Source organism: Longimicrobiales bacterium, assembly GCA_029245345.1.
Taxonomy (GTDB): domain Bacteria; phylum Gemmatimonadota; class Gemmatimonadetes; order Longimicrobiales; family Gaopeijiaceae; genus CALFPJ01.
The window spans coordinates 223,278-247,607 of the sequence record JAQWPM010000012.1 but is presented as its reverse complement, the minus strand read 5'-3'; the positions used below and the strand labels follow the sequence as shown (position 1 = coordinate 247,607).

At 61.0% G+C, this 24,330-nt stretch carries 26 protein-coding genes and 1 pseudogene; 20 read left to right on the top strand and 7 right to left on the bottom strand.

All coding sequences use genetic code 11. The features are described 5' to 3' along the window. Positions 1 to 116: 116 nt before the first annotated feature. Together P8L30_04160 and P8L30_04155 are read right to left on the bottom strand one after the other, a co-directional pair. A complete protein-coding gene (locus P8L30_04160; protein MDG2239370.1) occupies positions 117 to 299 on the bottom strand; it encodes a hypothetical protein in 183 nt (60 codons plus the stop codon). A 44-nt stretch (positions 300 to 343) separates the two neighbouring features. Next, entirely contained in the window at positions 344 to 2,521 is a 2,178-nt protein-coding gene (locus P8L30_04155; protein ID MDG2239369.1) for a DUF5916 domain-containing protein, read from the bottom strand. Positions 2,522 to 2,973: 452 nt separating this feature from the next. Between P8L30_04155 and P8L30_04150 the strand changes: the two genes are divergently transcribed. The 16 genes from P8L30_04150 (at position 2,974) to P8L30_04075 (ending at position 15,639) form a co-directional block, all read left to right on the top strand. Then, positions 2,974 to 3,399 carry a 6-carboxytetrahydropterin synthase gene (locus tag P8L30_04150; GenBank protein MDG2239368.1) on the top strand — a complete coding sequence of 142 codons (426 nt, stop codon included), beginning with the start codon at positions 2,974 to 2,976 and terminating at the stop codon, positions 3,397 to 3,399. A 2-nt stretch (positions 3,400 to 3,401) separates the two neighbouring features. Continuing rightward, positions 3,402 to 3,986 (top strand): GTP cyclohydrolase I FolE, encoded by a 585-nt coding sequence (gene folE / locus P8L30_04145; protein ID MDG2239367.1) that lies wholly within the window; start codon positions 3,402 to 3,404, stop codon positions 3,984 to 3,986. Continuing rightward, positions 3,983 to 4,696, top strand: coding sequence for an SDR family NAD(P)-dependent oxidoreductase (locus P8L30_04140; protein ID MDG2239366.1), 714 nt, complete (start codon positions 3,983 to 3,985; stop codon positions 4,694 to 4,696). The genes folE and P8L30_04140 overlap by 4 nt, the downstream gene beginning before the upstream one ends. Next, positions 4,693 to 5,115, top strand: coding sequence for a 6-carboxytetrahydropterin synthase QueD (queD, locus tag P8L30_04135; protein MDG2239365.1), 423 nt, complete (start codon positions 4,693 to 4,695; stop codon positions 5,113 to 5,115). Before P8L30_04140 ends, queD begins: the two co-directional genes overlap by 4 nt. Positions 5,116 to 5,127: 12 nt before the next feature. Beyond that, entirely contained in the window at positions 5,128 to 5,757 is a 630-nt protein-coding gene (locus tag P8L30_04130; protein MDG2239364.1) for a hypothetical protein, read from the top strand. Between the two features lie 91 nt (positions 5,758 to 5,848). Next, positions 5,849 to 6,304 (top strand): hypothetical protein, encoded by a 456-nt coding sequence (locus tag P8L30_04125; GenBank protein ID MDG2239363.1) that lies wholly within the window; start codon positions 5,849 to 5,851, stop codon positions 6,302 to 6,304. A 23-nt stretch (positions 6,305 to 6,327) separates the two neighbouring features. After that, positions 6,328 to 6,747, top strand: coding sequence for an OsmC family protein (locus tag P8L30_04120; GenBank protein ID MDG2239362.1), 420 nt, complete (start codon positions 6,328 to 6,330; stop codon positions 6,745 to 6,747). Positions 6,748 to 6,751: 4 nt separating this feature from the next. Further along, positions 6,752 to 8,596 carry a long-chain fatty acid--CoA ligase gene (locus P8L30_04115; protein MDG2239361.1) on the top strand — a complete coding sequence of 615 codons (1,845 nt, stop codon included), beginning with the start codon at positions 6,752 to 6,754 and terminating at the stop codon, positions 8,594 to 8,596. A gap of 110 nt (positions 8,597 to 8,706) precedes the next feature. Continuing rightward, positions 8,707 to 9,771 carry a tetratricopeptide repeat protein gene (locus tag P8L30_04110; protein MDG2239360.1) on the top strand — a complete coding sequence of 355 codons (1,065 nt, stop codon included), beginning with the start codon at positions 8,707 to 8,709 and terminating at the stop codon, positions 9,769 to 9,771. After that, positions 9,768 to 10,292, top strand: coding sequence for a macro domain-containing protein (locus P8L30_04105; protein ID MDG2239359.1), 525 nt, complete (start codon positions 9,768 to 9,770; stop codon positions 10,290 to 10,292). The genes P8L30_04110 and P8L30_04105 overlap by 4 nt, the downstream gene beginning before the upstream one ends. A 96-nt stretch (positions 10,293 to 10,388) precedes the next feature. Beyond that, a complete protein-coding gene (locus P8L30_04100; GenBank protein ID MDG2239358.1) occupies positions 10,389 to 11,948 on the top strand; it encodes a transglutaminase-like domain-containing protein in 1,560 nt (519 codons plus the stop codon). 37 nt (positions 11,949 to 11,985) lie between these two features. After that, positions 11,986 to 12,837 (top strand): ABC transporter ATP-binding protein, encoded by an 852-nt coding sequence (locus tag P8L30_04095; GenBank protein ID MDG2239357.1) that lies wholly within the window; start codon positions 11,986 to 11,988, stop codon positions 12,835 to 12,837. Beyond that, positions 12,834 to 14,537 carry a hypothetical protein gene (locus P8L30_04090; protein MDG2239356.1) on the top strand — a complete coding sequence of 568 codons (1,704 nt, stop codon included), beginning with the start codon at positions 12,834 to 12,836 and terminating at the stop codon, positions 14,535 to 14,537. The genes P8L30_04095 and P8L30_04090 overlap by 4 nt, the downstream gene beginning before the upstream one ends. 85 nt (positions 14,538 to 14,622) lie before the next feature. Beyond that, positions 14,623 to 15,105, top strand: coding sequence for a TerB family tellurite resistance protein (locus tag P8L30_04085; GenBank protein MDG2239355.1), 483 nt, complete (start codon positions 14,623 to 14,625; stop codon positions 15,103 to 15,105). Positions 15,106 to 15,175: 70 nt separating this feature from the next. Continuing rightward, positions 15,176 to 15,325, top strand: coding sequence for a hypothetical protein (locus P8L30_04080; protein ID MDG2239354.1), 150 nt, complete (start codon positions 15,176 to 15,178; stop codon positions 15,323 to 15,325). A 71-nt stretch (positions 15,326 to 15,396) separates the two neighbouring features. Continuing rightward, positions 15,397 to 15,639 (top strand): hypothetical protein, encoded by a 243-nt coding sequence (locus P8L30_04075; GenBank protein ID MDG2239353.1) that lies wholly within the window; start codon positions 15,397 to 15,399, stop codon positions 15,637 to 15,639. Positions 15,640 to 15,651: 12 nt separating this feature from the next. Here P8L30_04075 and P8L30_04070 read toward each other — a convergent pair whose 3' ends face one another. The 4 genes from P8L30_04070 to P8L30_04055 all read right to left on the bottom strand — a co-directional run bounded on the left by P8L30_04070 (position 15,652) and on the right by P8L30_04055 (position 19,402). After that, positions 15,652 to 17,223 (bottom strand): DUF445 family protein, encoded by a 1,572-nt coding sequence (locus tag P8L30_04070; protein ID MDG2239352.1) that lies wholly within the window; start codon positions 17,221 to 17,223, stop codon positions 15,652 to 15,654. Between the two features lie 4 nt (positions 17,224 to 17,227). Next, entirely contained in the window at positions 17,228 to 17,929 is a 702-nt protein-coding gene (locus P8L30_04065; GenBank protein ID MDG2239351.1) for a hypothetical protein, read from the bottom strand. A 265-nt stretch (positions 17,930 to 18,194) separates the two neighbouring features. Next, complete coding sequence (locus P8L30_04060; GenBank protein ID MDG2239350.1) at positions 18,195 to 18,614, bottom strand: DUF1499 domain-containing protein; 420 nt, start codon at positions 18,612 to 18,614, stop codon at positions 18,195 to 18,197. Between the two features lie 8 nt (positions 18,615 to 18,622). Further along, positions 18,623 to 19,402 (bottom strand): SIMPL domain-containing protein, encoded by a 780-nt coding sequence (locus P8L30_04055; GenBank protein MDG2239349.1) that lies wholly within the window; start codon positions 19,400 to 19,402, stop codon positions 18,623 to 18,625. Positions 19,403 to 19,519: 117 nt separating this feature from the next. Here P8L30_04055 and P8L30_04050 point away from each other — a divergent pair, with 117 nt between their 5' ends. Then, positions 19,520 to 20,506: a sugar phosphate nucleotidyltransferase gene (locus tag P8L30_04050; protein MDG2239348.1), complete on the top strand. Its 987-nt coding sequence runs from the start codon at positions 19,520 to 19,522 to the stop codon at positions 20,504 to 20,506. A 34-nt stretch (positions 20,507 to 20,540) separates the two neighbouring features. Here P8L30_04050 and P8L30_04045 read toward each other — a convergent pair whose 3' ends face one another. After that, positions 20,541 to 21,770: a M20/M25/M40 family metallo-hydrolase gene (locus tag P8L30_04045; GenBank protein MDG2239347.1), complete on the bottom strand. Its 1,230-nt coding sequence runs from the start codon at positions 21,768 to 21,770 to the stop codon at positions 20,541 to 20,543. A gap of 163 nt (positions 21,771 to 21,933) precedes the next feature. Here P8L30_04045 and P8L30_04040 point away from each other — a divergent pair, with 163 nt between their 5' ends. The 3 genes and pseudogenes from P8L30_04040 (at position 21,934) to P8L30_04030 (ending at position 24,304) form a co-directional block, all read left to right on the top strand. Further along, positions 21,934 to 23,169 (top strand): LeuA family protein, encoded by a 1,236-nt coding sequence (locus tag P8L30_04040; protein ID MDG2239346.1) that lies wholly within the window; start codon positions 21,934 to 21,936, stop codon positions 23,167 to 23,169. A 58-nt stretch (positions 23,170 to 23,227) separates the two neighbouring features. Beyond that, positions 23,228 to 23,377, top strand: a pseudogene (locus P8L30_04035) (winged helix-turn-helix domain-containing protein). Between the two features lie 69 nt (positions 23,378 to 23,446). After that, positions 23,447 to 24,304, top strand: a complete 858-nt coding sequence (locus tag P8L30_04030; protein ID MDG2239345.1) for a 3-oxoacyl-ACP reductase FabG — start codon at positions 23,447 to 23,449, stop codon at positions 24,302 to 24,304. Positions 24,305 to 24,330 lie beyond the last annotated feature (26 nt).

Here is a 24,330-nt window from a genome sequence, read left to right as displayed (position 1 = left end):
GGCCCGAGGCGGTGACGCTCCGGGCCCTTCGCACATGTCGGTTTATGTGAGTGACGCCTAGCTGATCACCCTCCGCCAATTCGTAATGATCTTCGGCGCGTCTTCGAGCAGGTCATTCAAATCTGAGATGACTCCGCCTCGGTCAGGACTTCGAGCTGCCCGGCGGTGCTTCGGACCTGAGTCTCATTGGAGAGATTCTTGCCATCGATTGATTCGAGGAGACCATCCACCTGGCCCTCGAGATCTACAATCGTGCCGATCACCTGATTGAGTTGTGTCTCGAGATCTCGTGCGCGCATGGCCGCGGTGAACCCCTGCCGCCTACGCTTTCACGGGCTCTGCGTTAGAAGGCCAGCATGTAGGTCAGCTTCACTACGCCCGTCCGGCGGAGCCAACGGCTCTCTCGTGGGTCGAGGAGGTCCTGCGTCAGATACCCCGAGTCGAAGACGAGGAAGAGGTCGCTCCCCGGAGTATGGATCCAGTTGATGCGGATGTTGGCCTGAAGTGTCTCCGAGACGTCGTCCCACTGCACCAGGGCATTGGCGAACAGGTCGCGCGATACGGCGGCGAGCACGTTCATGCTCATCAGGGTCGTCGAGAACGCACCGTCCTGCACGGGGAGATCGACGTTGTTGCGGCGCGCCGAGCCCGTGACTGTAAGGTTCGGGCCGGTCTTCCAGGTGAGCGATCCGCCGTATGTAGTCCGTGTTCCGTTCCAAAAGTTTCCGAAGGAAGCGTTCACCCGTCCGGACAACGTGTTGCTTTGGCTCGTCCGACCGCTGAGGTCTACGGAGGAGAACTCGTAGTCACCCGAAGTGAGCGGGCGTCCCTGGATGGATGCTGCCTGGTCGAGCCGCTCGAAACGCCTGCGCGCGTTGAACGACAAGACGCCGCCATTCTGTAGACTCAGCATGTTGTGCCAGAGTTGGCTCGTCGACTGCTTCGATCCGTCCTGGCCGTTCACCCAATCGAAGACAGGTGCACTGACCAAGGATCGGGCCCATGCACTTCCCTCGAAACGAGGGGTGAACGCGAGCGTTGCGTTGTACTTCACCATGTCTCGGCGGCGGACGAAGCCGAGGCCCGGGTTGAAGTCGGCGTCGACCGTCTGGACGCCACCGCTGACCGAGTAGGATTGCCGCGGCTGAAGATTCACGTTGAGTGCGGCAGCGGAGGACGTTCCGTTGTCGGAGTCCCACACGTTCGCGAACCAGCCGTCCGCACTGCTGCTGTTCATGAAGCGCACCTGAGCGTCTGCGCCTACGACTCGGTTGTGGCCTTCGGAGTTTTGGATGCTCGTGAAGATCCCGCCGACCGTGGTTCGTGGGAGCACGTCCGCGCGTAGCCGGATCACAGAGTTGTTCGCTCCCTTCGTCACGTCAGTTCCGTTCGTGAGGTCATCCGTGTTGAGCGTCAGCACCCCGATGGACAGGGGGCCGGCCTGACCGGTAACGCGTCCTCCACCGATGATGTCGTTCCCGAGTCCGATGCGGCGGCTGAAGAACATCTCGGTGTCGCGAGCCTTTCCGAACTGGAACAGTCCTGCGCGTTCTAGGAAAAACTCCCGCTTCTCCGGAAAGAACAGGCTGAAGCGAGTGAGGTTGATCTGGACGTTGTCGGATTCGACTTGCGCGAAGTCGGTGTTGTAGGTGAGGTCCAAGGTCACGCTCGACGTGAGTGCGTATTTGAAGTCCACCCCGATGTCATCGAGGACGTCCGTGTCTTCGGAGCCCCCGAATTTCTGTGCCCCGACGATGGCGAAGGGCTTTAGCTCCATGTGGCGCCCTTTTCGCAGATCACGGAGCCCGCGAAGCGTCGCGTACTGTGAGACGTTCGTGATGCCGCCCCGAAAATCCTGAGGGATGTGAGGCCACATCACTTCTTCGTTCTTCCTGCGGATGGCGCGCCGGAACGCGATGCCCATTTCGGGTGCGGTGGCGTCAGTGAAGCGGATCGTCGTGAAGGGGATCGCAACCTCGAGCGTCCATCCTTCGGACGTGATACGCGCTTCACTCCTGTATACGCCCTCCCAGTTCCAGTCCGCTAACGTCATCGACTCGTCACTGAAGAGGGCGTCGCCCTGCGTGCCGAATGAGTTCAACTCGAAGATGTATGCGTTACGGTCATCGTTGTACGTGTCCAGCGCGATCCAGATGTGGTCGTCTTGGTCGATGCGGCCCTCGCGTTGGAGAATGCTGCGCCGAATCAGTTCAGGTTCTGAGTCGTGGAAGACGAACCCGAAGTACAAGTTGTTCGCGTCGTAGGCGATTCGGACTTCGGTGTCCTCACTCGGGGCGCCGCCGTCTACCGGCTCTCGCTGCCGGAAGTCGGAGATGACCGGGGCCGACGCCCAAAGCGGCTCGTCGAGCACTCCGTCGATCTCTGGGGCCGACTCCGCGAAGACCGCGAGCGCGAAGGCGTCAGCGCTCGACGTCGGGGAATCAGACGGGACGACTTGTGCCCCTACGGGAACCGCTAACACGAGCACCGTCACCACACTCCGCCACAACGCTTCGTACATCGGATCTTCCTTCCGGTGTGGGTCGCTCAGCGGAGAAGGTGAGGAAGTGCTGAGTGTACCAGAGAAGAATATGGTGGAAGGACGCTTGTAGGTCTTGACCCCGTTGGCCATATTCGGGCATCGCATCGGGGGGACACGTATTGAGCCAATGCACCGAAGCCGGGACTGACTCTCGAGTCGGCCGCTATGCCCCGGAGGAGGGGAAAGCGAAAGAATCGGGGAGGTCACCTTAAGTATTATCCCGGGCTTCAATCCACCCCTCCCGTTGCGCTACGAGTGGGCCGATGCCTCCCCGCTTACGGGGTTGGGTGTCGGCCCTCTCGGCTTTTGGGGCCCCTTAGAATCCCTCTGCCGTGCCTGTTCTCGGCCTTCTTGTCCATCCACCCTGGTGCGGACCCAGGGGGCTACCGTAGGGTAGCCGTGTGTCCGCGTCGGATCAGGGAGACCCGTAAATGCCCGTAGTTCTTGCCACTCGCAGCGTCCATTTCAGCGCCGCGCATCGGTTGTACCGGTCGGACTGGTCCGACGAACGAAATATCGAAGTGTTCGGTGACTGCTCAAACCCGAATTGGCACGGGCACAATTACGACCTCGACGTCTCCGTTGCAGGGCCCGTGGATCCGGAGACCGGCTTCGTGATGGACCTCAAGCAGCTCAAGGACCTTGTCGGATCCAGAGTGTTGGTCGACGTGGACCATCGAAACTTGAATACAGAAGTAGAGTGGTTGTCGGGTGTGATCCCGACTACAGAGAACCTTGTGGTCGCGATTTGGGATCGGCTCGCACAGTCGCTCCCGGACGGGATTCGGCTCGCCAAACTCGTCTTGCACGAAACCGCACGGAACTCTGTGGAATACACAGGAACTGAGGAGCAATAGACATGTCAGAGCTGTCCGGGGCGTCGTTCGAAGATCTCGTCGCTGAGATGATTCTCAGGCTTGGTGAGGACCCTGACCGCGAGGGGCTAAAGAAGACCCCTGAACGGGTGGTGAAATCACTTTCGTTTCTGACCAAGGGGTATCACGAGACAGCTGAGGGTGCGGTTGGTGACGCGCTCTTCGAGGAACACCACCGGAACATGGTGGTCGTGAAGGACATCGAGATCTACTCGCTCTGCGAGCACCATATGTTGCCGTTCTTCGGCAAGGCTCACGTAGCCTATATCCCGGACGGCAAGATTCTCGGACTCTCGAAACTGGCACGAATCGTGGAAGTCTACGCCCGCCGGCTCCAGGTTCAGGAGCGCCTCACCGAACAGGTGGCACAGGCTCTGTGGGAGACGACAAGTCCACAGGGTGTCGGTGTCGTGATCGAGGCGTATCACCTGTGCATGATGATGCGCGGAGTGCAGAAGCAGAACTCGAAGACGATCACATCCGCAATGCGCGGGTCCTTCCTTGAGGACCATCGGACTCGGGATGAGTTTCTTCGCCTGACCACGAACGTCCACCAACCGATGTCATGACCGTGAATCTCCAGGGCCGAACCGCGCTGGTCACAGGTGCGACTCGCGGAATCGGCAGGAGCATAGCCGAGGCGCTGGCAGAGACCGGAGCACGCGTATGGTGCCTCGCGAGATCCGAACAAGACGTGACCGCTGTCGCGAAGAAGATTGGCGGAGTCGCCATCGTCGCGGACATCACGGACGACGTTTCAGTCTGGGATGCACTCGACTACATGCAGGAGACCATTGGAGGCGCGCCGAACATCGTGGTCCACGCTGCTGGCATGTTCGATGTCGAGCCATGCGTCTCTGAGACCGTGAACGGCTTCGACGAGCAGGTCGCGGTGAACCTTCGGGGTTCATTCTTGGTCACTCGATCACTTCTCCCTTCGATGCTGGAGCGAGGCGAAGGACTGATTGTGCACATCGGCTCGACCGCCGGTCGAAAGGCCTTTCCCGGGAATGCCGCGTACTCTGCGTCCAAGTTTGGACTCCGAGGCTTCCACGAAGTGCTTCTCGAGGAAGTTCGGGGCACAGGGGTGCGGGCGACGCTTCTCGAACCCGCTGCGACGGATACGTCGATTTGGGATTCGCTCGATCCGGACAACGACCCCGGCCTGCCAGTCCGAGCAGACATGATGCAACCGGACGACGTTGCTGCTGCGGTTCTTTTTGTTGCGACCCGCCCTGAGTCCATCCGGATTCCACTTCTTCAGATCGAGCGCTCATGACTCGATTCGCGTTTACCGTGAGCGCTCAGGCGCATTACGACGCGGCACATTTTCTCAAGAACTACGACGGAAAGTGCCGGCAGCTGCACGGCCATCGATACGTCGTCGAGGCAGCTGTCCAGTCCACGGAGTTGGACGATTCCGGCATCGCGTTCGACTTCGTGGATCTGAAGGGCGCGCTGCGAGGCGTCGCGGACGAGTTAGACCACACAAACCTCAATGACTTGCCGCAGTTCCAAGAAGTAGAGACGAGTGCGGAGAACCAGGCCAAGTACTTCTTTGAGGAACTGGGCCGACGGCTTCCTGCTGATATCGCAGAGGGTCTGCTGTACGCACGCGTGTGGGAGTCGCCCACCCAATGGGCCCAGTACGGTCCGGCCGACGCGCCGCTTCTGGCACCGCAGGCGCCGACCGGCTGATCCCAAGCACGCATGCACATTCTCTTAACCGATCGCCTGAGTTGCCCCAGGTGTGGGCCCGAGTTCGGCCTGATCTTGCTTGCCAACATCATGGCGAATCGCCGGGTACAAGATGGCACGCTGGGGTGTCCGAATTGCCGGGACGCTTTCTTGGTCGAGGACGGCTTCGGAGATCTTCGGGCGCCGCCGCGACGGGTGATGCTGTCGGGGTTGGCTGGCCCTTCTCGCGCGCCAGAGCCCGAAGAAGTCCAACGACTGGCCGCGCTGATTGGGGTCGCGCAGGGACCGGGGACGATCGTCTTGGCGGGTGAACCGGCCGGGCTCGGCCCATCCATTGCTTCGATGCTCGATGGTGTCGACGTAGTGGGGGTCGACGCAGACTTGCGCCTATGGGATGACGATGCGCGTTGGAGCCGGATCGTCTCGGCCCCGAACCTCCCTTTCTTCTCTCGGGTGATGCGCGGCGTGGCTGTTGATGGCCGAATGGGCCAAGCAATGGTCCTCGAGGCCGCACGCGTGTGCGCTCCGCTGAGTCGAGTCGTCGTAACCCAGGCGCCCGACCAGGCGGCCGGGTGGCTCGGGAAGGCAGGCCTCGACTTGATGGTCGCCGAAGCCGGAATCGTTGTTGCTGCGCGCCATTGAGCCGCAAAAGGCCGTTGCGCCGGCGCACGGGCCGATCCTAAGTTCTGACGGTCTAAAAGAGACCCTCTAGCCCCTTTTTTTTGGCCATCGTATGGCGTTCTGGAACAAGTTTTTCGGTGACGACGACACGCGTCGCGTCGACTACTACCGAGAGGGCGTCGAGCTCCTCACAGACGGCAAGTTCCATGAGGCTCTGACCTCATTCCGCCTCGCACTGAAAGAGGCGCCGGGTGACGCGATCGTTTTACAACAAATCGCGATCTGCTATACCCGCATTGGGATGACCGAAGAAGCGGCCAAGACGTATCGGCATGTGCTGCAGAAGGATTCCAGCGCGAGCGGGGCGCACTACGGCCTCGCGTTCATTCTCATCGGGGGGGAGCACCCTCCTGAAGCGATCCCGCACCTCGAGGCATTCCTCGCGCATGCGCCCGAGGATCCCGAGGCTCAGGAGCACATCGATCACGCGCGGGCGAAGCTTGCTCAGATGCGTGGCGAAGCACATGACGCTCCCTCGGAGCCGCAGCATCCTGATGAATTTCTCTAGACACTTCCCTAGCGGCTGGGCCTATGCAAACCTCTAACGTCCGGAGCGTCCGCCTACGGTGGACGGGCCAAGACCTCGTCTTCCGCGGAGGTGCCGACGGTGGACCCGAGGTTGTGGTCGACGGTGGCTCCAAGGCGGGCGCGTCGCCCATGCAACTTCTTCTTCTGTCTGTCGCAGGCTGTATGGCGATCGACGTGAGGGTGATCCTCGACAAATCCCGTGTGCCGCTCGACTCGATGGAGGTTGAAGTGGTCGGTGAGCGGACGGAGACTGAGCCCCAGCGTTTCTTTGCGATTCAGCTCATCTATCGATTGAGCGGGCCCTTGGAAGAACACGAGGCGAAGCTGCAGCGAGCTATCGACCTGTCGCGTGACAAGTACTGCAGCGTGCTCCACACGCTCGATCCGGGCATCGACTTCGACATCAGCATCGAGCGAAGCTGAGGCCATGTCGACGACGCTGACACACACCGCGAACGAAATTCCAGTTCCTGAGGGGACACTGGTCGATCTGTTATTTGAGGGCGTGAAGCGTCACGGCGAGCGGACTGCGCTCGAGTATGTGAGGCGCCCCGGTGAGCTTGAGGGCCATTCGTACCAAGAGGTGCTCGCGAAGGCGAAGAACGTGGCCGCTTCCCTCGAGGTCCACGGGGTTACGCGCGGCGACCGCGCGGCGATCCTGGCAGAGAACCGACCCGAGTGGGCGATATCCGACTATGGCTGCCTGTGTGCTGGAGTCATCGACGTCCCGGTGTACGCCACGCTGACAGTACCCCAGGTCGCGTACCTCCTGAAGGATTCGGGGGCAAAGCTCGTCTTCGTGTCCACGACGGAGCAGATGAACAAAGCGCTCGATGCCGCGGCTGAGTGTGCGCATGCCGTACAGGTAGTGGTCTTCGAGCCGAAGGGAGAAGTACCTGAAGGGGTCTCGACGTGGGCGGACTTCTTGGCAGACGGTGCGGAACTCGCAGCATCATGGTCGGCCCAGCAATTCGAAGCACGAGCTCGGCAGGCCGAACCGCACGATTTGGCGACAATCCTCTATACGTCAGGTACGACTGGAGACCCGAAGGGCGTGATGCTGACGCACAACAACGTGTCATCCAACGTGCGTGCTTCCTGCATGGTCCTTTCGATCGGGGAGGATGACAACACGGTTTCTTTTCTCCCGCTGTGCCACATCCTTCAGCGAATGGTCGACTACCTCTTTTTCTGGACAGGGTGTCGGCTCGCATACCCCCAGTCGATCGAGACCCTTCTTGGGGACATGAAGGTGATCCGGCCGACGGTCGTCGTGTCCGTGCCCCGGATCTACGAGAAGATCTACAACGGGGTCATGGACGCTTCGGGCTTCAAGGTGAAGCTCATAGGGTGGGCGGTCGGTGTGGCCGATCGTGTCGCCGACGAACGTCTAGCGGGAAGGAAGCCCGGAAGCATACTAGCGCTTCAGTACGGGCTAGCGGACAAGCTTGTCTTCTCGAAGGTGAAGATGGCTGTCGGTGGTCGACTCCGTTTCTTCGTGAGCGGCGGTGGTCCCCTAGCGCCAACTCTGAACCGTTTTTTCTATTCGATCGGGATGTTGATCCTGGAGGGGTACGGCCTCACGGAGACCAGCCCGGTTACGAACGTGAATACGCTCAAAGACTTCCGGATTGGAGCAGTGGGGTTGGCCGTTCCGAGCACGGAGGTAAAGATCGCCCAGGACGGAGAGATCCTGGTACGTGGGCCACAGGTTATGAAAGGGTATTACAACAAACCTGAAGCGACCGCGGCTTGCATTGATGCAGATGGATGGTTTTCGACCGGGGACATCGGCGAGATTGATGCCGATGGGTACCTGAAGATCACGGATCGTAAAAAGGACATCATCGTCACGGCCGGCGGAAAAAACGTCGCCCCGCAGCCCATCGAGAACCGCCTTAAGACGAATCGATTCTTCGAACAGGCGGTGATGGTGGGGGACAAACGACACTACTGTGCCATGCTCATCGTTCCGGCCTTCAGTGCCCTCGAAGAGTGGGCCACCGAGAACGATATCTCGTTCGTAGATCGTGACGCGCTCGTCGCCGACCCGACTGTCGTGAAGCACATGCTGACGGAAATGAAGGCGATGCTGAGGGATTTGGCTTCCTTCCAAACACCCAAGAAGATCGCGCTCCTTAGTGAGGAACTGACGATCGAAAACGGATTCCTGACCCCGACCCTCAAGGTGAAGCGTAGTGTGGTCTACGAGCAGCTCGGGGAGGTCATCAACCAGCTTTACACTGAAGAAGCGGTAGATGGGGTTAGCTGATTGGTGAATGCAGTTGAGACCCCCAGCGTCGTCACCGTCCTCATGGTTATGCCGGACACTGGAATCGATCCCTGCCTGACATGGGTGGGCACCGAGGTGGGGGGCTAGTTATGCCGCAGAAGCGAAAGAAGAAGCTGCAGGAGGAGGCCTCTGACGAGAGCCAGACAGAGCTTCTGTCCGAAGTGGCAACGGCAGAAGCGGCTGTGATCCAGGCCTCTGAGGTGACCCCGGAACCTGAATCTGTCCGGGACGAAGTCGGCGAAAGCAAGGATGCGGGAGGAGTGGGTATCCCAGCGGAAAAGAAGGCCCCGAAGAAGAAGCGTCCCCGAAAGAAGGCTGCCAAGAAGAAGGTGCCCGAGCCCGAACCGGAGGCTGAGCCGGAGCCTGAACCTGAACCGGAGCCCGAGCCCGAGCCTGAACCGGAGCCCGAGCCCGAGCCGGAACCGGAGCCGGAGCCGGAGCCCGAGCCGGAACCTGAACCGGAGCCTGAACCGGAACCAGAGCCGAGCGTTGTGCGTTTCGAGCTGGTCGCCGAGGAGGGCGCACAAGTCCCCGCGCCTCCGGCAGGAGAAAAACTCGCCCGGGCGAAGGAACTCGTGCAGAGCGGCCGAATCGAAGAGGCTGTAGACCTGTACCACGAGATTCTGACGAAGAATCCGGCGAACCTGAAGGCCCGGAATAACCTTGGCGTCCTATACGACGAAATGGGCAAGGCTGCCCTCGCGCTAGAGCAGTTTGAGGCGGCGCTGGAACTCGAGCCACAGAACGTCGAGGTGCTGACCAACTATGGGTCGACACTCGGTGCCGCGGCTCGGTACGACTTGGCAGAAGAGATGCTTCGGCGTGCGACCCGGCTGAGTCCCGAGAGCATTGGGGTCAGGGCAGCGCTCGGCATTCTGCACTTCCGTCGCGGCATATATGCTCAGGCGGAAATCGAGTTGCGATGGGTGTGCGACCAGGACGCGGAGTACGGGCCGGCGTTCTACTACCGAGGAGAAGCGCTCAATCGCCTGAATCGATACGACGAGGCTATGTCGGTCTTGGAGCAGGCGATCGAGTGTCAGCCAACCAACGCAAAGGCATACTACACGCTGGGGCACCTCTACGACCGAAAGCACATGGATGAGGAAGCGGCGCTCATGTATAAGAAGGCAAGAGAGTACCAATCCGGATGATCAGGGTCGAGATCGGGGCGCTGCATGAGAGTGATGTCGAGAGTGTACTTCGACCGATCCGCTCGGACCTCGCTCCTATCACAGCCGCGAGCCGGGACCTCATGGTTGCTGCTGGCGAGCCGATGCAGGAGCGGCTCGAGCAGATGGGCATGATCCCGGTCGGGGGGGCCGTCATGACCCCCGCAGGGGACCTGGGCGCCGACTTCGTAGTCCATATCGTCGTGTCGGCTCCTGACGAACCGGAGAATACGGCCTCCGTTCAGAAGGCACTCGGGAACGGACTCCGACGGGCCGCGGACCTGGGCATCGAATCGATGACTATGCCGCCCCTCGGAATGGGGATCGGCGCGCTCGAGGCCGAAGATTCGGCTCGCGCCATGTTGGAGATTCTCTTCAATCACCTGGATGAAAGGGTGCCACCGTTGGACCTACGGGTCGCGGTCGGCCATCAGTACGAAGCGGATATTTTCGGGCAGATCGTCAGGGAGTTGGCTGGACATCGTACCGAGGCGGACGGCTGACGGATGCGTACGCGGGATCGAAGCAGAAATGTTCGATGTACTGTTCGAGTACGCTAGGCCGCAGCGACGGGTGGGTTGCGTGACTGGAGGAGTCGGATGAGGAAGCAAGTCGTTGGCGTTGGCGTTGTGCTCGTGTGGTTTGGCATGGTGGGGCTGCAGGTGCGCCGGGAATACTTCCAGCCGGAGTTGGTGCGCCTAGCTGAGGCTGCGCTATCGCTCGCCCCAGGGATCAACTTCTACTCGCTTACGATGGGGAGCCGGACAGTCGGGCAGGCGACGTCTCGGTTGGATACCGTCCCTGACGGTTTCGAACTTGAGGATGTGATGAGCCTCGAGTTGCCGGCCCTCGGCCAGACGGGAACCGCAGTCGCCCGTACTCGAGTCAAGCTCGGTCCCTCCCTCACCGTGCAGAGCTTCGACTTTTCGTTGGACAGCGAAGTGGGGCGCTTTCGAGCGACGGGTGTGCTCGGACCGGACACGACCCTGGCTGTCACGATCATGTCTGCGGGAAGCGAGCAGAACTTGAGCTTCAAGCTGCCTCAGCCTCCTGTGATTTCGAACGTGGTTCCGATACGCATCGCGATGGGTGAAGGTTGGGAAGTCGGCGCGCGTCATCGTCTCCCGGTGTTCGACCCGACCAGCCTGAGCACCCGGACCGTCGAGGTCCGCGTCCTTGAGCACGACACACTGTTCGTAACGGACAGTGCCTCCATGGACGCGGAGACAGGTAGGTGGTCCTCCGCCCACATCGACTCGATTCCAGCGTGGAAGATCGCGGAGATCTTCGGCGGAATTCAGGTCGAGAGCTGGGTGGATGAGGACGGTCGCATCCTAGAGGCTTCGAGCCCGCTCGGATTCTCAATGCGGAAGACCGAGTACGAGTTGGCGCGCCAGTCCCAGGAGGATGCTCGCCTCGTGGACGCGGACCCCATCGATGACGACATCATCTTTTCCACCGCGGTTCAGAGCAATATTGACCTGTCCAATGCCGAACAGTTTGGCGAGTTGCGATTCCGCTTGACCGGAGTTGATCTCACCGGCTTCCAATTGGATGGAGGTCGCCAGGAGCTAAGAGGTGACACGCTGATCATTCGCCGTGAGGCGGGCGATCAGTTGCGCACCGACTACCGGCTGCCCTACGCCTTTATGGATCTACGTGAGTCTCTCGAACCTGAGCCGCTCATCCAGAGCGATGACGAACGCATTATACGCCGTGCGAGAGAGATTACGGCGGCCCGCAGCAGCTGGTCCCAGGACCCGTCTCGGGTCGCCCAAGAGTTGACCCGATCGGTATACGGGATGCTCGAAAAGCGAATCACGTTCTCGGTGCCCAATGCCGTGCAGGTTCTCGAGACCCTGCAAGGTGACTGCAATGAGCACACGGTGCTCTACGTTGCGCTGGCACGTGCTCTCGGATTGCCTGCGCGAACTGCTATCGGGCTGGTCTACGTGAACGGCGCCTTCTTCTATCACGCGTGGCCCGAGGTGTGGCTGGACGAATGGGTGGCGGTCGACCCGACGTTCGGCCAATTCCCCGCGGACGCATCGCACATCCGGTTCGTTATTGGCGGGCTGGCCCAGCAAGTTGAAATCGTGCGCCTAATCGGCAATCTCGATATCGAAGTCATTAACACCGCCGCGGCTCAGGTGCCGTAGCGCAGCCATCGATTCTCCCCTCGCATAAAGAGACTCAGTGAGCGAAGAGCAGGGTAGCGAAGCAGAAGAGGCCGACGTGATCGCGCCGCGCGATGAAGCGCGTGAATCCAGGGGTCTCATGCTCGAACTGAAAGCGGTCCAGAAGCGGTACGGTGGTTTCACTGCAGTGAAGTCATTGGACTTGGCCGTGCCGCGTGGTGAGATCTTTGGCTTCCTCGGCCCCAACGGAGCCGGGAAGACGACAACGATTCGTATGGTTGCCGGTGTTCTCCGGCCTTCCGGTGGCCAGATCCTCGTGGGTGGAGCTGACCTGGATGAGGACCCCGAGACCGCGAAGTCCCGCGTGGGATACATCCCCGATAGGCCGTTCCTGTACGAGAAGCTCTCCGGGGGTGAATTCCTGCGGTTCGTGGCGGGACTGTGGGGCAGGGAAGGCGACGAGGTCGAGGCACGTGCGGATCGCCTCTTGGAGCTCTTTCAGCTCACGCCTTGGAAGAACGAGCTCATCGAGAGTTATTCGCACGGCATGCGCCAGAAGATTCTCATCAGCTCTGCCCTCATTCATCAACCCGAGTTGATCGTCGTCGACGAGCCGATGGTCGGACTGGACCCGAGATCAGCCCGTTTGCTCAAGGATCTAATGCGCACGTTCGTCGACAACGGAGGCACGGTGTTCCTGTCGACACATACGCTGGAGGTCGCCGAGGCGCTCTGTGATCGGATCGCGATTATCAATCAGGGCGAGATCATCGCACTGGGTACCATGGACGAACTGCAGTCGCAGTCCGAGACCGGTGGGGCCCATCTCGAGGAGATCTTCCTCAAGCTCACGGGGGGTGAAGCGATGGTCGATGTCATCCAGGGTCTCAAGGAGGCCATCGCCCGGTGAGTGGAAGTCCGCTCCCCCGTTCAGCGGGGATGCTTTGGCTACTTCGTCCGAAGATTCGGACGAAGATCACCCGGGCTCGCACCTCGGAGGGAAAGCTCTTCAAGGGCCTCCTCCTTGGCTTTGTAGGGCTCTTTTTCTGGTCGTTGATCTTCGCCGTGATCTTCCGGATGCTGCTCTACTTCCGTGGCACTCAGGGCATCGGGGACCTGCTCTCGAGCAAACTCTTGGGGATAGCGTTCATCACGTTTCTGATGATCCTGATTCTCTCGAACATCATTACGGCGCTCTCGACGTTCTTCCTGTCGGAGGACCTGGAGCTCGTTGTGGCCGCACCCGTTCAGGCAGAAAAGGTCTACGCAGCTCGTCTCATTGAGACCGTTATCGACTCGTCGTGGATGGTCGGGTTAATGGCTGTGCCGCTGCTCACGGCGTACGGGGCGGTATATGCCACGGACTGGAAGTACTACATCCTCGCGATTGCGACCGTAATCCCCTTCCTGATCATTCCAGCGGTGATCGGGAGCGGAATTACACTCCTGCTGGTGAACGTCTTCCCGGCTCGCAGAACACGTGACCTGCTCGCACTGATCGGACTTTTTGCGGCGGCAGGTGTCGTTGCGATGTTCCGGTTCTTGAGACCGGAGCGCCTGATGCGGCCGGAGGAATTCCGGGACCTCGTTGATTTCGTCGCCGTGTTGCGGACCCCCACGTCCGTGTGGCTCCCCAACGAGTGGGCCGCCGACGCGCTGATGTCCTACCTGGGCGGGTTCTTCGATTGGTTCCCGTTCCTGTTTCTGTGGAGCACCGCAGCGGCCTTCTTCGTGTTCGGCGCGTGGATGCACCGCAGGTTCTATCAGGCCGGCTTCTCTCGCGCCCAAGAGGGTGCGGAGGTCCAGGAAGGGCGCGAGCGCTCCGCTGTTCTCGATCGCCTTCTGAAGAACGCTACACCAAGCACACGCGGGTTGGTCTCCAAGGAGATTCGGATCTTCTTCCGCGACACCACCCAGTGGTCGCAGCTGATTCTTCTGGGAGTGTTGGTTGCGGTTTATGTGTACAACATCACGGTGCTGCCACTCTATACCGGTGAAGAGGTGTCATTCCTCCTCATCAACGTCGTGTCGTTCCTGAACCTGGGATTGGCGGGATTCGTCGTCGCCGCAATCGCTGCCCGCTTCGTCTTCCCCGCCATGTCCATCGAGGGCCGGATGATGTGGCTCTTGAGGTCTTCGCCCCTCGATGTGCGTCAGCTCTTCTGGTCGAAGTACTGGGTCGGGACGGTGCCCCTGCTCGTCGTCGCGCTGCCCCTGATCGTTGTGACGAACATCGTGTTGGAAGCGTCGATGTTCATTTTGGTGCTGACCACGGTGACCATGATCGGGATCACCTTCGCTCTCACTGCTTTGGCGTTGGGCTTGGGTGCCCTGTACCCCAATTACGATACCGAAAACGTCGCCGAGATTCCGACGTCTTTCGGGGGGCTGCTCTTCATGATGTCCGCAGTGACGTATCTCGCGGGTGTTGTGGTGCTGGAGGCTTGGCCTGTCTACCTCTTCCTGCAGTCGCGAATGCAGGGTGGAGAGGCTCAGGTGAGTATGACTCCACTCATCCTGGGGGTCAGTGGGGCCGCATTGTTGACGGGACTGGCTGTGTTCGTGCCCCTCAATGCTGGTGTGAAACGAGTAAGGTCGATCGACTTCTAGAGTGCTCTGAGGCGCCTGTGCACACCCTTTCCCTTCGGGTTGGGCGGGCGACATTCGGCGTCGCATAACGGACCGGGAGATCCTGATGCTGCAGGCCATAAAGAACTTTTTCACGTCGTCGATGTCCCCTTCACCTCAGGCCGATACCTCGGCCAGTCGGAAGGACATCCGTCTCGCGGCGTGTGCCCTCATGCTCGAGTTGGCTCAGGCGGATGACGAGTTCACCGACGGTGAGCGCCAGCACATAGAGTCGGCGATCCGGCGCCAGTACGGTCTCGATGCGTCCGAAGCCGACAAGCTGATCTCGCTCGCTCAGGAGGCTCGGGAAGAAGCGGTCGATCTCTGGCAATTCACCAACCTGATCGCAGATAACTATTCGCTCGGTCAGAAGATGGTGCTTGCTGAGATCATGTGGGGATTGGTGTACTCGGACGGTGATCTCGCCGATAAAGAAGACTATCTCATGCGGAAGATCTGCAACCTGCTCCGACTGGAGCCCGGATACCTCGCGGAGGCTCGGAAGCGAGCCGAGAATGATGGCCATGGCATGATGACCGAGGCTGACTGAAGAGGGGTGACATCCCTCCTCGTCTCGGGCATATTCTCTGAACCACCTTCACCTCAGGAATGACTGAACCATGCGCGACTTGGTCCCCGGCGGATACATCTTCACCCACTTGGTGTTCTGGACTGTCATCGGGATGGTCGCCGTCGGCACGAATGCCGTCGCCATCATTCTTTCGATCGGTCTTGGCCTGCTTGCTTTCGAGAGTGTCACGAAGAGCTGACCTTATCGTTGTTCGAGGTGTAGCGTGGGCGTCCCTTCTCAGGGGTGCCTTTATTTTTTCAGAGGTCCTGAATGATCCTCTCTCTCAAGATACTCGGCGGAGTCGCCGCGTTGCTCCTCGGGCTTTGGTTCGGCAGGCCGGGCCGTCCGCAGACGGCGGAGGATTTCGAAGAAAAAATGGCCGCGGGCCCAGGAAGGCGGCGGAAGGTGAAGAAGCGGTTCATGGCCATCGCCTGGCTTCATCGCCAGGTCACCCATCGGTCCATCCGCCGGGAGCGTGGCTTCGGGATCAAGGCGCCCGACGACCACTCCTGAGCCGGGTCGGGGTTAGCTCATCACCCTGTCGATAACGACGAGCATGGCTCCGATAATGGCCCCCAGTAGGTAGCCGAGGCGCACGATTAAGACCAATTCTCGGTCGGTCACTTTGCGCACGATCTCTTCGAGCCGCGGCATCGGGAAGTGGAGAACCTTCTCCTCCACACGCTTCGATACGTCGATTTGTGCGACCACGGCGGGAACCTGCGTTTCCAGCCACTCCCACACCGGGTCACCGACGGCTTCTTCGATACGCTGAGGACCATTGTCGGGAAGCCAGCGGGAGGGTGTGCCGATCGGCTTTTCAAGCAGGCCTCGAACCATCTTCCTGACACCTTCACGGGCGGCATCACGAGCGGTATCCGTGCGGGCGGCGGCGACCATCATTTCGGAGATCCGCTCTTCCGGCACTCGGTCCAGTATGTCGCCCCATGTGCGAGCTCCAGCTTTTTCCAGGCCTGAGTGGAGCTTCTCGACCAGGAAGTCACGCGTGCCGGGATCTCTAGCCATCCCAACCACCCATCCGGAGAGCGTGTTTTTGGTCTCGATGACACTTTGGTCCTCAGAATTCCCAAGGACCTCTGCCACGGGGCGGCGGAGAAAGTCGACGATGGCCTCGTTCACTCCTCGGGCCATAGCCTCCTGGACCACCTGATCCCGAAGGATTTCTGACAGACGCTCAGATCCCTCTGCTTCAATGGTGTCGAGCACTTTCTCGACCGTGTCCTCGGTCATCACCAGGCGTGCCACCACCCTCTGATGGAACTTGAGGTCGCTCAGGAAGCGGTGAAGGAGATCGTGGAGTGTGGCCTCGAAGCGCGCGCGGGCCGTCTCGTCCTCGAGCAGCCGACCGAGTCGTTGGGCGGCCAAAGGGAGGTATCCAGCGATCGCCTTTTCTACGGACCCGATGAGGCCGAGAGGAAGAATCTGCTCGAAGGTCCGCCCGGGCTCGAGCAGGCGCTTTGATGCTCGGTCCAGGTAGTCGGCCACAGCGGCGGTGAAGTCCTCGCTCTCTACAGCATTGAGCAACCACTCTTCAACTGCCGCCTCGACCGCCTCCCCTCGAGCAGGCGTGAGAATCCCACCGATGGGTTCGTCCCGAATCGCCTCGACGAGGTCGGTCGCCCGCCGTCCCATCGACTCTTCAAAACGCTCAGACTCAAGATACTCGTCGAGGTTGAGAAGCCCCTTGTCGATTGCGTCGTCGATCAGCTCTTCGAGGTTGCCCATGACCTGCTGTGGGATCAGCTCTCGTAGCGAACCTCGTTCTGTGTGCAGCACGCCCTGAAGGAAGCCGCTGAGTCGCTCGTCGAAGGCCGAGCGGAACGTCTCATCCGTGAACGTCTCGGTGAGGTCTTCGGGAGTGAGCAGCCGGTCTCCCACCGTACGCCCGATGGCGGCCGCGAGACGCGGCTGGTTCTTCGGGATCGCGCCCTGGAAGAACTTGATCTTCCACCGCTTGAAGAGTGTGGGTGCCTCATACGGATGGAAGAGCATCCAGATGGCGATGGTGTTGGTTAGACCCCCCGCCAGGGCTCCGAACCCGATCTTGAGCAATACTTCGGTGACCTCTGGACTCACGGGGTCAGCGCCTTTCGTGGGTGAAGAGGCCTCGTACGGGAAACGTGCGCTCCTCGATGAGAAACGTACCCGAAACCTCGAATAATGCCCGCACGGGAAGGATTGGGCCGTCGCCGGTGCCCGGAGTGACGTTGGCCGATGTCACCTCCAGAGTGCCCTGAACGTTGCCGTCTGTGCTGGAGATCGTCCATGAGGTCGGGACATCGCGGCGTGCAGGCTGGAACGCGCTCGTTTCGGTCCACTCTACTGTGAGGTCGTGCCACTGGAGGTCCCGGAAGTCCAAACGAGCCCATCCCAGATACCCCGGCGACTGTTCCGAGTCGTGCTCCGCAGTGCCTTCAATGACTAGTTGGAGAGAGTCTCCTGAGGTCAGAAAAGCCCAATCACCGCCCCGAGGCGATTCCGCGGAGGAGCCACGGGCCATGTCGAGGACCATCCCCGATACGCGTTGATCCGACAGATACAGGGATCCCTCGAGAAGCTGAAAAACTTCTCCGCGCGGGCCCACCCATTCGGTCAGCACCGTGCCCAGCGCGACCTCCAAATTTCTTGACCCTTCCTCGAAAACGATGCCCTCCAAAGCGTCTCCCTCTCGAACGACCAGTCTGAGATTTCCGTATGGTAGGACGCGAGCGGGTACACGTGTTGGTGGTGTCTCCCACTCCTCGGCGAAGAACGCCTCCCACATCCCATTGCGGTTCAGCAACCCGCGCGCCTCCCTCACTACCGTGCCGGGACGCGTCGAGGTCTCTAATAACCAGGGGACCACGAAGGTGCTGTCACCGAGGAGGGTCGTGAACACAAAGTTCCGTTCGTAGGATTTGCCCGGTAAGTTTCCGGGTGAGGTCGCGGCGGGGGAGCCTTGCGGGGTCGTTTCGAACTCCGCGTCGGGCTGTCCACAGCCCACCAGTGCCAGGAGCCCCGCCGACAAGGCGGCGGATCTGAGTGGCCTCCTCAATTCTGAAGATCCATCATTCGGTGTCCGACCATTCCGGGGGCGTGGTGGGATCTAGGATCAGTCCTGGCGCCGGATCGAGTGCTCGATCCAACCTCTTCATGAAGGCCCCGATCTTGCGCGGATTCCGTCCCAGGTCAGGCTTTGCGTTCCGAGCCTGCGCGCGGATGTCGACTCGCGTCTGAGCGTTTTCGTCCAAGCCCACTACGACGGTAATGTCGTCGATGACCTTCAGTACCATCGTCTGCGCCTCGATGTCTATGGTCCCGGCCTCATCGTTCGATGCGGTCACGGTCCAGCCACGCATTCCGCCTTCGGCGATCGCCAAGGCTGCAGACCACACGGCATCGAACGGGATCGCATAGGTACGCCCGCGCAGCCGGCCGTCTTCAGCGGATGGATCCGTCTCGGCATGGCTCTGTGTTAGGCCTCTCAAAACGGGAGTCAACGCTGGGAGATCTCCGGCCCAAGGGCGAACCGAACCGTGACAGTGGAGGACACGGTCTGTTCGGTGGGTTCTATCGGGGTGGAGTCGCGGTACTGCATGAGTCCGCCTGCCTCCCTCGCGCTCCCAACGGGTCGTGACCCCAGATAGACCTCTAGCGCGGCGCCCAGTTCGTGCCCGAGCGCCACAGCAATGGTCAACGCCTGCCTACGCGCGTCCCCTACGGCCTGAGTCAGCGCCTCAGCTTCTGCACCGTTTGTATTCGAGGCGCTGAACGAGAGTCCAGACACTCGATTGGCCCCAGCCTCGATCGCGATGTCGAGTACTTGGCCTACGACCGTGACGTCATCCAACGTGACTCGAATGTTGTTGGCTGCCACGTAGCTGGAGATCTCTGCCGGCCGATTCCCATCCGCGCGGGTGTATTCCGGTCTCAGCTGATATCCGAAGGTCTCTATGCGGGGCGAGCCGAGTCCGGCCTCCCGGATAGCACCGAGGACGCTCTCCATGAGGGTGGCGTTGCCACTGGCTGCCTCTGCGGCGCTCGGGCGACGCGTCTCCACCGCGAACGACACATGTGCGAGGTCAGACTCCACCGAAACAGAGCCCGTCCCCGAGACCTCAATGAATCCCTGTTGGGCTGCCTGCACCGCGATTCCGGTTGCGACTTCGTACACATGCAGCCTGTCCGCACCTTTCGCGACCTGAGGTTGGGCGCCGGCCTGCATGCCCCCGCAGGCGGCGAGCAGCAGAGTCAGGGGGGTGATTTGTAAGGTCATTTTCGTTGAAGTCCCAACGGTCGGGAGGTAACTAGGTCTACACAGCGCTTTCGTGGACCCTTATAGTGTGGCGCTGTCGAACGACCCCCGCTACGCCCTGAGTCAATGAAAGCTGTCATGCCCTTGGCCGGGAAAGGCACGCGCCTCCGACCGCACACCTTGCATACCCCCAAGGGCCTGATGAAGGTCGCGGGCAAGCCCGTCTTGAGCTTCCTCATGGACGACCTGGTTGCGCTTGGCGTCGAGGAGATGGTCTTCATTGTCGGCTATCTCAGAGACGAGATGCGCGAGTGGATCGAGCGCGAGTACCCGAACGTTCGTGGCCACTACGTGGTTCAGGAGGTCCAAGATGGGACTGCGGGTGCGGTGGCTCTTGCCGAGCCGTACATCGACGAAGAAGTGATCGTCGCGTTCCCTGATGCAGTCTTCGAAGTCGACTACGGAATGATCGCGCGGTTGGGCGAGGAGTCGTCGGGGCTGATCTGGGCGAAAGTAGTCGAAGACTACCAGCGTTACGGAGTGATCGTGACGGACGACGACGGCAACATGGCGCAGATCATCGAAAAGCCGTCGGAGCCGATCTCGAAGTTGGCGAACATCGGCCTTTACTACATCCGGGATCATGAACTGCTTTTCCGTGGCGTGCGACATACGCTCGCCGCCGGACCGGGGAAGCAGGGGGAGTTCTTCCTGACGGATGCGTTCCAGTACATGGTGGACCATGGTGCCAAGCTCGTGCCGGCTCCAGTAGAGGGCTTCTGGGACGCGGGGAAGCCTGAAACGCTGATCGAGACCAACCAACACCTCATTGAGGGCGAGCTGGGCGGTGTCGACCCGTCTGCATCAGTTGAAGGCGCTGAGCTCGTGGAGCCCGTTCGTATCGAGGTGGACGTCGTTGTCCGTGGCGGCACCATCGGGCCGGGTGTGACGCTCGAAGCCGGGGCGCGGGTGGAGGGATCGACGCTCGTGAGCAGTGTTGTCGGGCCGGGAGCGGTGATCGAGAACAGTGACCTGCACGACTCGATCGTGGGAGCACACTCTGTGATCAAGAGTGCTTCAGGATCCATGTCCGTGGCGGATCACTCGCGGTTTGAAGGTGCTTAGAGGGACTCGCTAAAGGGGCTCTCTAGGGAGGGGGTCAGCCCATCCCGTCCAGCGTCATGAGCGTCAAGATCGCGCGTTCAATGCCCAGAGTGCCGTTGGTGTTGTCGTACCACTCATCAAGGGTATGCGCGCGCCCCATTCCGCCTCCAGCGCCTAGGGTCACACTCGGAATGCCGAGCGACATGGGCACGTTCGCATCCGTGGATGAGGGGATCAGCTGCGCGCGGTAGCCCAGTCCTTCTGTGGCTGCGATCGCCGCTTGCACGAGAGGCGCCTGGGCCGATGTGGAGCCGCCAGGGCGACTCCCGATGTCCTCAATGTCCAAGGTGAGCGCAGCACTCCCTTTTTTGCGCCGCGAGTTTTCGTCCGCAATGGCTAGAGTGAGGCGCTCGTGCACGTCCTGGTCGAGGGAGTCGAGTCGTCCCTCGGAAGTACTCCTGACCTCCATTTCTAGCCACACGTCTTCAGGGATCGCGTTCACACTGGTCCCGCCCGCGATTCTGCCAACTGTGAGGGTGGCCCCTTCGCCTGGCTTGATCCGACGCAGGGAGGCGATTGCGTCCCCCAGCGCGTGCAGAGGATTCGCCAGACCGAAGTCGGCCCACGAATGGCCTCCCGGCCCTGTCGCCGTGACCCGATAACGTCGGGAGCCCACGCCCGCGTTCACGATACTCTCATGACCTGCGCCATCGAGTGAGATGAAGCCGCACGCGTCGTTTCCGGCTCCGTCGACTCCGAACAAGTGCCGGACGCCCCGCAGGTTCCCGACACCTTCTTCCCCGACCGTTGCTACGAAGAGCACCGGCGAGACAAGACGAATGCCGGCCTGGGACATGGTGCGGGCAACAGCCAATAGAGCTGCCAGTCCGCGTCCATCGTCACCGATCCCTGGACCGTGGAACCGGTTCCCTTCACGCCGCACTCGCACATCTGTGCCGGCTGGAAAGACCGTATCCAAGTGGGCCGACACGACGAGTGGGGATGGCCCCGGCCCCGGTTCGGCCAGCCAGCCGCACACGTTTCCAACGGCATCGGTGGTGATGTCGACAAGTCCGGCGTCCTCCATGAGTTCGCCCATACGGACTCCTCGAGTCGCTTCGCCGAACGGAGGTGCCTCGATTTCAGTCAGTTCGACCTGCTCCGAGAGAGTACGTTCGTCGGTATCGCGGAGTGTGGTGCGGGCGACAGAAAAGTGTGTGCTGGCGCGCGCGCGTTGGGCTGCTTCGAGGGCCGGATCTCGTTCAGGAAGGGCGTCTTCGGGCATCGGGACCTGGAAGGTTGTTGGTTGCAGCGCCGCTCAGGGCGCGGCCTTGAGTCCGAAGATAACCACCCGGCCCGACAGGTTCTCCCTCCCGGCTAGGGAGATGTGGCTGGGGTCTGTTAACTTCACCGTGCTGCTGACTTCGGCAACTCAACAGGGGGACTTCGTGTTGAAAGAGAAGGACTTGATCCATGACTGGAACCAGTCCGAGTCGAGCTTCGACTGGTCTGCCGTCGGCGAGATCCAACTCGATGATGAGACCCTTCGTGACGGGCTGCAAAATTCGTCCGTGGTGGATCCCTCGATCGGGGACAAGATCGAGCTGCTCCACCTCATGGATGGGCTGGGCATCCATACGGCCGACATTGGCCTCCCGGGCGCTGGGCCACGCGCGGTGAACGCCGTCCGCGGCTTAGCCCAGGAGATCGTGGACTCGGGTTTGTCCATCACAGCGAACTGCGCGGCCCGGACGATGATCGCGGACGTAGAGCCGATCGCTGAGATCAGCCAATCCGTCGGCGTCTCCATCGAGGTCTGCACGTTTATTGGGAGCTCCCCCATTCGGCAGTACACCGAGGAGTGGACGCTCGACAAGATCTTGGCGACCTCGGAGGAGGCTGTGACCTTCGCCGTTGCCCAGGGTCTGCCCGTCCTGATGGTGACGGAGGACACCACCCGAACTCGCCCCGATGACCTAAAGGCGATCTACACTGCCGCGATCGAGTGGGGAGCGAAGCGGCTCTGCCTCGCGGACACGGTTGGGCATGCCACACCGGAAGGAACGAGGGCCTTGGTGCGCTTTGTCATCGAGGAAATCGTCGAGCCGTCCGGAGAAGACATCGGCGTCGACTGGCACGGGCATCGTGATCGTGGATTCGGGCTGGCCAACGCGCTGGCCGCGATCGAAGCCGGTGCTACGCGGGTTCACGGAACGGCTCTTGGAATTGGAGAGCGGAGCGGCAATACGGAGATGGACCTGCTCCTGGTCAACCTCAAGCTCCTCGGCGTGCACGACGCGGATCTAACGACGCTTCCGGAGTACTGCCGGCTGACCGCTAGAGCCTGCGGAGTCCCGCTGGTCCATTCTTATCCGGTTGTTGGTGAGGACGCGTTCCGCACCGGAACTGGCGTTCATGCTGCTGCCATCGTGAAGGCGGAGGCCAAAGGAGATGCCTGGCTGGCCGATCGCATCTATTCGGGTATTCCCGCGTCGATGGTGGGACTTCGCCAACGTATCGAGGTCGGGCCGATGTCGGGTCTGTCGAACGTGAAGTATTGGCTCCGCGAACATGGGTTCGACCCAAACGACGATGCGCTCTGCAGCCGCGTGTTCGACGTTGCGAAGAGTACGGACCATACCCTGAGCGAGCAGGAGATCAGAGCCGTTTGCGCGGAGAGCTAGCGTGACCACTCAGCCGGCTCAACGCGGTGGATGAGGGGTCCTCGAGAAGGCCTGGGATGTCCAGGTAAGTGTGTCGGAACCAACCCACACCCGCACTGTCGACATGCACGTGCGTCGGCTACGCGCCAAGCTCGGAGAGACGGGAGCTTGGATCCAGACGATTCGGGGCCTTGGGTGCCGGCTCAGGGTACCTGAGGGAGTCCAGTAGGACTTCACGTTAGCCCGTTCGCGCGCCGCGCCGTTGCCAAGGCGGGGGGGCGGGGCATACGGTGTTCCCATGTCAGAGAACCCGTTCTCAGAGTCGTCCTCGGACGCGGTAGAAGCGCTGCTCGACGAGGTCACCCAGGAAACTCAACCGCAGCCACTTTTCGATGCGAGTCACCTCCGCGGCCAGATCGCGATCATTACGGGTGGGTCCAGCGGGATCGGACGGGCTGTGGCGTTGGAACTCGGTCAGTGCGGTGTCGATATCGCGTTCTGCTTCCTCGACGCCGGGTCACAGTCTCGACTGGACGCTCAGGCGGTGGCTCGAGAACTACGCCAACACGAAGTCCGTGTGTTCTTCCGCGAGTGTGACGTCCGTGAAAGTCAGGATGTGAACTCGTTCGTTGCCGAAGCCACTGAAGAGCTCGGAGGTGTTCAGATCCTCATCAATAACGCTGGAATCGGGCGCGATCGAGCGATGTGGCACATGCAGGACCACGAGTGGGAAGCGGTGGTGCGGACCAATTTGGACGGAGCTTTTTTCTTTACCCGCGCGGTCACTCCGTTCCTGAGAGCTCAGGAGTACGGGAAGATCGTGAACGTGACGTCGGTACACGGCATCAAGAGTGAGTTCGGGATCTCGAACTATGCGTCGTCCAAGGCCGGCTTGATTGGCCTTACGGAAAGTACGGCGATCGAACTCGGTCCTAAGAACATCAACGTGAACGCGGTGGCCCCCGGGTACATTCGAACCACGAGACTCACGGAGGGTGTCCCTTCCGAGAACCTGGATCGGGCACGCGAGCGTTCGGCGCTCGGACGGCTTGGTGATCCTCAGGACGTGGCAGGAGCGGTGGTCTTCTTTTGCTCCGAAGCGGCTCGTCACATCACCGGAGTGGTACTTCCGGTTGACGGCGGCTATCTGCTCTGACGGCATTGCCCGCATCAACGTCCGCG